This is a genomic window from Colwellia sp. TT2012, assembly GCF_001440345.1.
GTDB lineage: Bacteria > Pseudomonadota > Gammaproteobacteria > Enterobacterales > Alteromonadaceae > Colwellia.
Genome location: NZ_LJYX01000190.1, coordinates 1 through 724 on the forward strand (window position 1 = coordinate 1; position 724 = coordinate 724).

The following is a 724-nucleotide window of genomic DNA, read 5'->3' on the forward strand; positions in this document are numbered from 1 at the left end:
CTCACCGTCACCGCCCGCGAGGCCGCTGAGCTGGAAATCCTCCGGCAACCGGCCAGCGCCATGGGCAAGGGCTTGATCTGGCCGCTCGCCGAAGGGCATTACACCCCCGCCGGCATTCGCCTGTGGCCAGACTTCCTGCTTGCATATGGCGACGTGAACTGCACTCAGGACCTCTGCCTGTCGTTATGGGGCGTCGCCCAGGGCACGTTTACCCTCAACTGGCTGCTTACCAACCCGTACAACAATCGCCTGCAGTGGCAGGCCGAGGGTCAGCGCCTGGGGTTGTCGGTGCGCCATGAGTTCACCGCACTGGACCCAGCCGCGCCCATGACCCTGCGCCTGAACCTGGGCGAGGCCGACTTGCTGGCCGGTGCCAAGCGGTATCGCCAGTGGCTGGTGGAGCAGGAACTGTACGAGCCGCTGGCAGAAAAACTGCAACGCCTGCCTGCCGGCGAAAAACTGTTGGGCGCGAGCCATGTGTACCTGTGGGGTAATGACTTGCTTGGCCTTGGCGATGTACGCGACTGGGTGCAGTTACGCGCATTGCTGCGCGCACCGGATGGGTTGGGCGCGCAACTCAATGGCCTGCTGGATGCCGAAGCGGCGCAGGTGGTGCAAGCCAGCCAGCCGTTTCTGGATCGCTACCAGCAAGCCGTGCTGCTGCGAGGGCTCAACGCGGCGCTTAACAAAAAGGCGCGCCAGGGCTGGCAAGCCAGGACCGAGC

At 64.8% G+C, this 724-nt stretch carries 1 protein-coding gene; it reads left to right on the forward strand.

Annotation, left to right across the window (positions count from 1 at the left end):
* Window positions 1–724: hypothetical protein (locus ASU03_RS21310; RefSeq protein ID WP_197411339.1), on the forward strand; the 724-nt coding region annotated here is incomplete at both ends.